This is a genomic window from Candidatus Hydrogenedentota bacterium, from assembly GCA_012730045.1.
In the GTDB taxonomy this organism is placed as follows: domain Bacteria; phylum Hydrogenedentota; class Hydrogenedentia; order Hydrogenedentales; family CAITNO01; genus JAAYBR01.
In genome coordinates, this window is record JAAYBR010000139.1 from 20027 (window position 1) to 29150 (window position 9124).

The following is a 9124-nucleotide window of genomic DNA, read 5'->3' on the forward strand; positions in this document are numbered from 1 at the left end:
GACGGCGCGCATTCCCCCGCGTGTTCACACAACACGCCTGGTTCCGTCCCTCGCCTTATCCGGCAATCAGGGGTGCCCGGGCCTTCTTGACAAGCCCCGGGGGCATTGCCTACTTTAGGGGAGCGGCGGCGCGCTGCCCGAACGGGAACCGCGGCCGTCGGCATCCCAAGGAGGACGACCGCATGGCGGACGCGGCACAGCGGGAATCGAACGTCGTCCGGGCGCTGGACCAGCTGTACGAGTTCGAGCGCGAGCCGGTGTCGGCGGACCGGCTCCAGCCGGGGCGGCATTTCGCGGGGCTCTTCGCGGGGGAGCATGTGGCGGGCACGGAGTTCGCCATCGGCGCGATGTTCGTGGCGTGGGGGGTGAACGCCTTCGACATCTTTGTCGGCCTGGCGCTGGGCAACCTGATGGCGGTGCTCACGTGGACCCTTCTGTGCGCGCCCATCGCGGTGCGGACGCGGCTGACGCTCTACTGGTACCTGCGCCGGATCGCGGGGCCCGTGACCACGACCATTTACAACGTGCTGAACGCCGTGCTGTTCTGCGTGCTCGCGGGGTGCATGATCACCGTGTCGGCGTCCGCCGTGCGCATTCCCTTCGGCATCCCGCCGCAGATCGGCTGGATCCCCACGGACCTCCGCTTCGTCCTCATCGTGCTGGCGGTGGGCGCGGTGGTGGTGGCGCTGGCGATTCTCGGCTTCAAGCGGCTGGCGCAGTTTTCCACCGTGTGCTCGCCGTGGATGTTCCTCATGTTCATCGCCGGGGCCGTGGTGCTGCTGCCGGGGCTGGCGAAGGCCGCGCCGGGGGCGGGCGAGCTGCGGGGCTGGGCGGACTTCTGGCGGCTCGCCAACGACATGATCTGGACGGGCGAGGCCCCGCCGGGCCAGACCCCGAAAACCTTCTGGCAGGTGGCGGCCTTCGCGTGGATCTGCAACCTGGCGATGCACGGAGGCCTGTCCGACATGGCGCTGTTCCGCTACGCGCGGCACTGGGGCTGCGGGCTCTACTCCGCCTTCGGCATGTTCCTCGGCCACTACCTCGCGTGGATCTGCGCGGGCATGATGGGCGCGGCCACCATGGCCATGCTGAAGATCGGGCCGGACCAGGTGGACGCGGGCGCGCTGGCCCACCACGCCCTCGGGGTCTCGGGCATCCTCGCCGTGGTGATCGCGGGGTGGACCACGTCGAACCCGACGCTCTACCGCGCGGGGCTGGCGCTCCAGGCGGTGACGCCGGGGTGGCCGCGCTGGCTGGTGACGCTCGTGGCGGGGGTCTTCACCACGGTCATCGCGTGCTCGCCGTGGGTCTTTGTGCGGCTGACGGACTTCGTCGGCTACTACGGCCTGCTCCTGATGCCCGTGGGGGCCGTCGTCTTCGCCGAGCACTGGATCTTCCCGCGCATCGGCTTCGCGCGGTTCTGGGCCACCCGCGGCGGGCGCAACGTCTTCTGGCCCGCCCTGGGCGCGTGGGGGATCGCCATCGCCGCCGCCGTCACGCTGGAGAAGACCGGCGTCCTGCACCTGTTCTTCCTCTTCCTGCCCACCTGGGCGCTGACCATCGTCCTGCACACGGTGTTCGCCGGCCTGGCCGGGGCGCGCGCCGCCGGGCGCGAAACGGCGGAGGAACCGGCCGCCGCCGCGCCGCCGCGCGCCGCAAACATCCCCGCCGCGCCGGAGCGCCCGCGCGCGCCCCTCGAGCTGGCCCTGGGCGCGGCGGCGCTGCTGTCCCTTGCCGTGTGCCTGGCGTGGCCCGTGTGGGTGCTGCTTCAGGGCGCGGCGGGCTACGAGGCGCGCCACGCCTTCCTCAGAACCTGGATGATCGTCCCCACGCTGGCGTACTTCGCCGCGGGGACCTGGTACGCCGTGCTGCGCGACCCCGGCGACGGGGCCTGAGCCGAGGCACACAACCGGCGCGCCGCGCGGCGCGCCAGAAGGAGCCGTCATGTCCGGAGCTTCGTTCTCACGCAGGGACTTTCTCGCCGCGGCGGGCGCGGGCGTGATGCTTTCGCGCGCGTCCCTGGGGGCCAACGACCGCATCCAGCTCGGCCTCATCGGCACGGGCGAACGCATGTCGTACCACCTGTCCGAACTGGCGAAGCTGAAGAAGAGCCACAACGTGACGGTGACGGCGGTGTGCGACGTGTGGAAGCCCAACCTCGCCCGCGCCTCGGAGCGGGTGAAGAAGGACCACGGCAAGAAGCCCTTTGAGACGGCCCGGTTCGGCGAGCTGCTCAAGCGCAAGGACGTGGACGCCGTCATGATCGCCACGCCGGACTTCGCCCACACGCCGATCATGATCGAGGCGCTGAAGGCGGGCAGGGACGTCTATGTCGAGAAGCCCATGTCGCAGACCGTGGAGGAGGCGACCGCCGCCCTCGACCTGGCGCGCGAGAAGAAGCTTGTGGTGCAGGTCGGCACCCAGTACCGCAGCGAGGGGCGGCAGAAGGCCGCCCGCGACTTCATCGCCTCCGGGCGGCTGGGCCACGTCTCCCGCATCTCCGCGGCCAACTGCTTCAACCAGGCCCGCTGGGCCCGCGACTTCGCCAACTGCAAGGAGAAGGACGTGGACTGGGAGGCCTACCTGTTCAACCGGCCCAAGGTGGCTTTCGACCCGAAGCTCCTGCGCCGCTGGCACCTCTACAAGATGTGCTGCAACGGCATCGCCGGCCTCTGGATGGTCCACCTCGTGGACCAGGCCCACATGATCATGAACGCGTCGTACCCCGACGCCGCCGTGGCGCTGGGCAACATCTACGTCTGGAAGGACGGCCGCGAGCACACGGACCTCTTCCACGCCCTGCTTGACTACCCAGAGGGCTTCCTGTTCGAGTGGTGCATGAACCTCACCAACGCGGCGGGCACGCACTACACCCTGCACGGCCAGCACGGCACCCTCGACCTGCTCACCCTCCAGTACGGGGACGAGGGCGGCGGCGGCACGACGTACGGCCAGGGCATCTTGCAGCCGCCGCCCGACGAGAACCATCTGGCCAACTGGCTCGACTGCCTCCGCAGCCGCCAGCGCCCCAACGCCGACATCGAGTTCGGCCACCAGCACTCCGTCGCCAGCATCATGGCCGCCGCGGCCCTGGAGTCCGGGCAGCGCCAGCGCTACGACCGCGAAAAACGCGTGATGTACCCCGGATGACCGGAAAGAAGGAGGCAGAAATGACCAATCACCGTTTTGCGGGCATGCCCCGCCGTGACTTTTTGACCCACGCGGGCGCGGGACTGCTGGGCGCCGGGCTCGCCGCCTCCGCCCGCGCCGCCGACACGGACGGGGGGGAGGCGCCCTTCGCCGTCGTCCACGGCCCCGTGGTGCAGTCGCCGGGGACCGGCGAGGTGACCGTCACCTGGCACACGAACCGCCCCGCCACCGCCGCGGTGCGCTGCGCCGTGGAGGGCGGGGAGGAGCGCGTGTTCGTGACCAGCCGCGACGGGCTGATCCCCAACGACTCCACGAGCCACGCCGTGCGCGTGACCGGCCTCGCGCCGGGGAAGCCCTTCACCTGCACCCTCGTCTCCCGCGAGTTCAAGGGCTACCGCACGCCCTACGAGGTCACGCACGGCGAGACCGTCACGTCGGGCCCGTTCACCTGCGCGCCCACCGACCCCGCGGAGCGGCCCTTCTCCTTCGTCATGTGGAACGACATCCACGACAAGGGGAAGCTGCTGGCGTCCATGTTTGACGAAACCGACTGGAACGGCGTGGACTTTGTCGTCCTCAACGGCGACATCATGAACGACTGCATCAGCGAGGCGCAGGCCTTCGGCGCCTTCTACGACGTCTGCGCGGCGCGCTTCGGCGCGTCCATTCCCCTGGTCTTTGTGCGCGGCAACCACGAGACCCGCGGCCCCTGGGCCCGGCGGCTCCGCGACATCATGCCCGGCCGCGGCGGCGAGTACCACTACTCCTTTCCCCACGGCGGCGCGCATTTCGTGGTGATGGATTCCGGCGAGGACAAGCCCGACGGCAACCAGGAGTACGCGGGCCTCGTCGAATTCGGGTCCCACCGCGACCGGCAGACCCGCTGGCTGGAGGCCGACCTCGCCTCGGAGGCCGCGAAGGCCGCCCGCTGGAAGATCCTGCTCACCCACCAGCCCCCGGCCTTCGAGCCGGATGACGGTTTCGGCATGAAAGAGGTGCGGCGGCTGTGGCAGCCCCTGGCCGAGGCGGCGGGCGCGCAGCTCTGGCTCAGCGGGCACACCCACTCCTTCTCCTGGATCCGCCCCGGCGGCGCCGGCGGAAAGACCTTCCACACCGTCGTCAACCCGCCCGACGCCACGCTGCGCGTGGACGTGCGGCCCGAAGCCCTGCGCGTCACGGTCACCCAGCACGGCGGCAAACGCCTCCACGAGGAGGAAATCCCCGCCTGACCCGGGCCTACTGCGTGGCGGCCACGCGGAATCCCAGACCGGTTCCGTAAGCGGAGCCGCCGAACCGGCTCGCCGAGCGGCAGAACCGCGCGTCATACCCCCACCAGCCGCCCCGGAACACGCGGAACGCGGGGGACACCTCGTCCCACACGCTCCCGTCCGACGGTGCCCCGGTGTAGTCCGCGTGCCAGGCGTCGGCGCACCATTCGCTGACGTTCCCGTGCGTGTCAAACAGCCCGAAGGGGTTGAAAAGCCGGATGCCCACGGGCTTCTGCTGCAGGGCGTACGGGCCCACATTGTTGCCCGCGTACCACATGTAAAGGCCGCGCACCCCGTCGTCCTCGTTGGCGTCGCCAACGTCCAGGGAGTCGCCGAAGAAGAAGCGGGTCTGCGTGCCCCCGCGGCAGGCGTACTCCCATTCCGCCTCGGAGGGCAGGCGCACGGTCAGCGGCCCCTGGCCGGTCGCGGGGATGTACGAGTTCAGCGCGGCGACAAAACCCTGCGCCTCCGCCCAGGTGACGTTGTAGACCGGATAGCTGTCGCCGACCCGGTTGTCGCCGTAGCCGGCGCTGGGCGGGCCGCCCATGAGGGCCGTCCACTGCGCCTGGGTCACCTCGCAGGTGCCCAGGTAGAAATCGTCGGCGAGGGTGACCGTGTGCTGCGGGCCCTCAGAGGCGTCCCGGTTCCGTTCCGTGTCGGGCGACCCCATCGTGAAACTGCCCGCGTGCACCAGGGTCAGTTCCAGGGACACATCGCCGGGGAGCAGGATGCTGATCCGGTACCCGGAGGAAACCGTAAGGGAAATCTCAGAGCCGGCGGCCACCTGGACCCCCGCCGCGGGGTTTTGGGAGATCACATGATCCCGAAGCACCGTCGCGCTGGTCTCAAGTTCCACGCGGACCATTCCAAACCCCGCAGTGCCCGCCAGAGTCTGGGCGTCTGCCTGCGCAAGACCCACCACATTGGGTGTGGTGATGGCGGGGCCCGCGGAGACCACGAGGTCCACGGCGCTCCCGATGGCGGCCTGTCCACCCGCCGCGGGATTCTGGCTGATGACCGACCCCGCGGGGACGGTGTCGCTGAACTGGGTCGTCACCGTCCCCAGGACCAGCCCCGCCCCGGTGAGGGCCGCCTCGGCGTCCGCCTGCGTGATCCCCGTGCCATCGGGCACCGCCGCCATCTGCGGCCCACTGGACACCACCAGCGCCACGGCGGACCCCGCGTCGGCCTGGGTGCCCGCCGCCGGATTCTGGCTGATGACCGACCCTGCGGGCACGGTGGCGCTGGTCTGCTGCGTCACCGCGCCGGCCGCCAGCCCCGCGCCCGTGAGGGCGGCGGTCGCCGCCGCCTGCGTCATCCCGGCAACGTTGGGCACCGTCACCCGCGCCGGGGTCACGGTGATGAATCCGGCCAGCGTGGCCGTGTTGGTCCCGCCCTTGTTCCCCGTCACCGTCAGCGAGACTTCGTAGGTTCCCGCCGCGGCATAGGTGTGCGCCGGGTTCTGGTCCGCGGACGTGCCCCCGTCGCCGAAAGTCCACGCCCATCCGGTGATCGAGGAGTCCTTGTCAATCCGGGACGCGTCGGTGAAATGCACATGCACCGGCGCGGTGCCGCTCCTGGGCTCGGCGGTGAACCCCGCCATGGGCACGCCGGGTTTGCACCCCGCGCAGACCGCCAGCCCAGCCGTCATGAGGAGGAGAAAACAGACCCGTCCAGCGTTTCTCATTGATCCTTGTCCTTTCCCTTGCGCCCTGCGCGGGATCCGGAGCCCACCCCGTGTCCCCGCAGTTTCATAGTACCCCCAGGGCCCCATTTTGTCAATATGCACATTTTTCCCGGGGACTCCGCGAAACCCGCCCCCCCTGCGGCAAGGTCAAATCAGGGAACCGGGGGGTATTGTGTCCCCCCCTTCTCCCGAAAGGAACCCCGATGAAAACCCGCCCTTTCCTGTTCGCCGGCCTGCTGGCCCTGGTGTCCCTGCTGGCCGTGTCCTGCCAGACCGCCCCGAAGACCGCCGCCCCCGCAAAGCCGAAGGAGGTGGAGATTTCCGCCACGGCGAAGGCCGATGACGCGAAGCTGGCCGCGGCGCCGGTGGAGCCGGCCCCGCCCGCGCTGCCGGCGGACCACTGGCTGGCCGGAACCAGCGACGTGCCGGACATGGTGCCCGCGACCGTGTCGGCGGACGCGCCCCGCGTGCTCCTGCGCGAGCACGGCCCCGCCTACCTGGAGCAGATCGGGACCGAGCGCGTGCTTCACCTGGAGGGGACGCACTACGACATGGGCTTCCAGCACGGCACGCTGATGAAGGACGAGATCGTACAGGCCGCCGCGCGGATTATGGCCATCGGCAACATCTCCTGGAAGGGCAATTTTGCGGAGAGCCTGGACGAGGCGTGGAACCGCACGAGCGCGCACCTTCCGGAGAAGTACAAGGAGGAGCTGAAGGGCATGGCCGACGCCACGGGGATGCCCCTGGCCGACGTGCAGCGCTTCACCATCTTCCCCGAGCTGTTCCACTGCAGCGGCTTCGCCCTGTGGGGCAAGGCCACGGCGGACGGCGAACTGCTCCACGGCCGCGTGCTGGACTACATGCGCTCCGCCGGGCTGGACAAGTGGGCCCTGGTCATCATCCAGAAGCCGCAGGGCGGCAACGCCTTCGTGAACGTCGCGTACTCCGGGCTGGTCGGCAGCGTCACCGGCATGAACGACCGGCAGATCGGCGTGGGCGAGATGGGCGGCGGCGGCGCGGGCCAATGGGACGGCATGCCCATGACCTTCCTCGTGCGCGAGTGCCTGGAGTCGGGGAACACGCTGGACGATGTCATGCGCATCATGCGGGACACGCCGCGCACCTGCGAGTACTACTACGTCATCAGCGACGCGAAGGCGGCGAACGGGCGCGGCATGGCCTGCGGCGTCGCCGCCGTGCCGGAGAGCATCAAGTTCATCGGCCCCAACGAGTTCGACGAGCGCCTGCCCCACCCCTATGAGGACGCGGTGCTCCTGTCGGCGGGCGGCCGCTACGAGTGCCTCGCCGCGCGCGTGGGCAAAATGTACGGGAAATTTACCCCGGAAACGGCCCTGGACCTCATGGCCCGCGGCGTCTCCATGACCAGCAACATGCACAACGCCCTCTACAAGCCGAAGACCATGGAAATCTGGGTGGCCAACTCCACGGTCCGCCAGCCCGCGTGCAATCTGCCCTACCGCCACTACGACATCCGCGCCCTCATGGCCGAAAAGCCGGGGAAATAGGGCGGGGCAGAGGCCTCCCAGCCAGCCGTTCCCGCCCCCAGTCGGTCATTCCCGCGAAAGCGGGAACCTATCCGGGGTCGGCGGTTTACGCCGCGCACCGAAGGCATGGACCCCCGCCTGCGCGGGGGTGACGGGAGGTGGAACACGGAAGCGAAGAAGAACCGTGACGGCATGGACCCCCGCCTGCGCGGGGGTGACGGGAGGCGGCGGTGGAAAGGGCGCATCATGGAAATGCTTCCGGTGGGAATACCCGGCGGGATTCGGCGCGTTGCCTTTTGCGCCTGGGAACCGGGCGTGTAAACCGTCCGCCTGGCCGGGACGTTCCAAATGTGGGACCATGGAAACATGACGCGAAAGGTCACATATCTCCTTGTGGCTGTGATGGTGGCCGCAGGGCTGGCCGTTTCGGGGGTGTCCGCATGCGTGTGTCCGGAGACTGCGGCGTGCTGCGGTCCGGCCTGCGCCGACGGGACACACCGGGACAGCGGCCCCGCCGGGGAGAAGGGCTGTTGCGGCGGTGACCACGGCGACTGCGCCCCGCCCGAAGCGGCTGCGGACCAGGGCGGCGCAGACGGCGCGCCGCGCGGCCTTCCCTGTTCCTGCCGCGCGTCCCGCCGCGACCCCGTGCTCCGGAAGACGGGTTCCTCCTCTGATTACGACGGCCTTTTCGTGTCCGCCCTCCGGGCCGACACAGCGCTTCACACCCTCTTCGGCGCGGCGCCCGCCGCGCCTGTGCAGGCGCCCGCCGCCCGGCGCGCCCTCCATCTTCGTCTGTGCGTCTGGACCTGCTGAGGGGGCGGCGCCCGCGCCGCAAGCGGTCCGACAACGTGTGCGTGACGAAAAGAACCCTGAAACATAAGGATCCGTTGAAATGAAGAAAAACACCCATCTCTTTCTGTGCCTGCTGACCGTGTTCGCCGTGGCCGCGATGACCCTCACCGCCCTGCCCGCGGCGGCGGCGGAGAAGGCCTGCGACAAGGCGGCCGTCTGCTCCTGCCCGTCCGACTGCCCCTGCCTGAAGGACGGCAAGTGCGCCTGCGGCGACACCTGCAAGTGCGCGGGCTGCGACAAGGCCAAGGACGGCGCCTGCCCCAAGGCCGACAGCGCCAAGAAGGGCTGCTGCCCCAAGGCCGGCAAGTCCTGTCCCGCCAAGTAACACGGCGGCCCGCTGACGATTGAATCCGGGCCTATTGCCCTTTCCGGGGCGGCGGTTGCCTTTGGCGGCCGCCGCCCCCTCCGTTTGCGGAGGCATGTCCGACGGGGTGCGGCCGGCCCTGATCACCGGCTAAGCCATCGCGAGAACCGAATCCGTGGCGGGAACGAGATTGCCGCGCTTCGCTGCTAATGAAGTAAGTCGGCGAGCACGCCCGCAAAGTAGACGCGCCATCTTGGCGCGTTCTTTGGGCCAACGAAAACCCCAAGAACGCGCCAAGATGGCGCGTCTACTTTTCCGGCCCTCCCGCAGCCCTCACTTCATAGGCAGAATTCCC

General features: G+C 69.7%; 7 protein-coding genes. 6 read left to right on the forward strand and 1 reads right to left on the reverse strand.

Annotated elements, in window-relative coordinates; all coding sequences use genetic code 11:
• Positions 1–182: 182 nt before the first annotated feature.
• The 3 genes from GXY15_15050 to GXY15_15060 are packed head-to-tail and all read left to right on the forward strand — an operon-like array spanning position 183 to position 4379.
• The gene (locus GXY15_15050; protein ID NLV42528.1) at positions 183–1895 is read left to right on the forward strand and encodes a nucleoside transporter; all 1713 of its coding nucleotides are present in this window, start codon (positions 183–185) and stop codon (positions 1893–1895) included.
• Positions 1896–1944: 49 nt separating this feature from the next.
• The gene (locus tag GXY15_15055) at positions 1945–3150 is read left to right on the forward strand and encodes a Gfo/Idh/MocA family oxidoreductase (GenBank protein NLV42529.1); all 1206 of its coding nucleotides are present in this window, start codon (positions 1945–1947) and stop codon (positions 3148–3150) included.
• Positions 3151–3170: 20 nt separating this feature from the next.
• Positions 3171–4379: a hypothetical protein gene (locus tag GXY15_15060; protein NLV42530.1), complete on the forward strand. Its 1209-nt coding sequence runs from the start codon at positions 3171–3173 to the stop codon at positions 4377–4379.
• Positions 4380–4386: 7 nt separating this feature from the next.
• Here GXY15_15060 and GXY15_15065 read toward each other — a convergent pair whose 3' ends face one another.
• Entirely contained in the window at positions 4387–6207 is a 1821-nt protein-coding gene (locus tag GXY15_15065; GenBank protein NLV42531.1) for a PASTA domain-containing protein, read from the reverse strand.
• Between the two features lie 101 nt (positions 6208–6308).
• Between GXY15_15065 and GXY15_15070 the strand changes: the two genes are divergently transcribed.
• The 3 genes from GXY15_15070 to GXY15_15080 all read left to right on the forward strand — a co-directional run bounded on the left by GXY15_15070 (position 6309) and on the right by GXY15_15080 (position 8790).
• Complete coding sequence (locus tag GXY15_15070) at positions 6309–7634, forward strand: peptidase C45 (protein NLV42532.1); 1326 nt, start codon at positions 6309–6311, stop codon at positions 7632–7634.
• A 345-nt stretch (positions 7635–7979) separates the two neighbouring features.
• Positions 7980–8426 carry a hypothetical protein gene (locus GXY15_15075; GenBank protein ID NLV42533.1) on the forward strand — a complete coding sequence of 149 codons (447 nt, stop codon included), beginning with the start codon at positions 7980–7982 and terminating at the stop codon, positions 8424–8426.
• A 79-nt stretch (positions 8427–8505) separates the two neighbouring features.
• Positions 8506–8790 carry a hypothetical protein gene (locus GXY15_15080; GenBank protein NLV42534.1) on the forward strand — a complete coding sequence of 95 codons (285 nt, stop codon included), beginning with the start codon at positions 8506–8508 and terminating at the stop codon, positions 8788–8790.
• Positions 8791–9124: the final 334 nt, after the last annotated feature.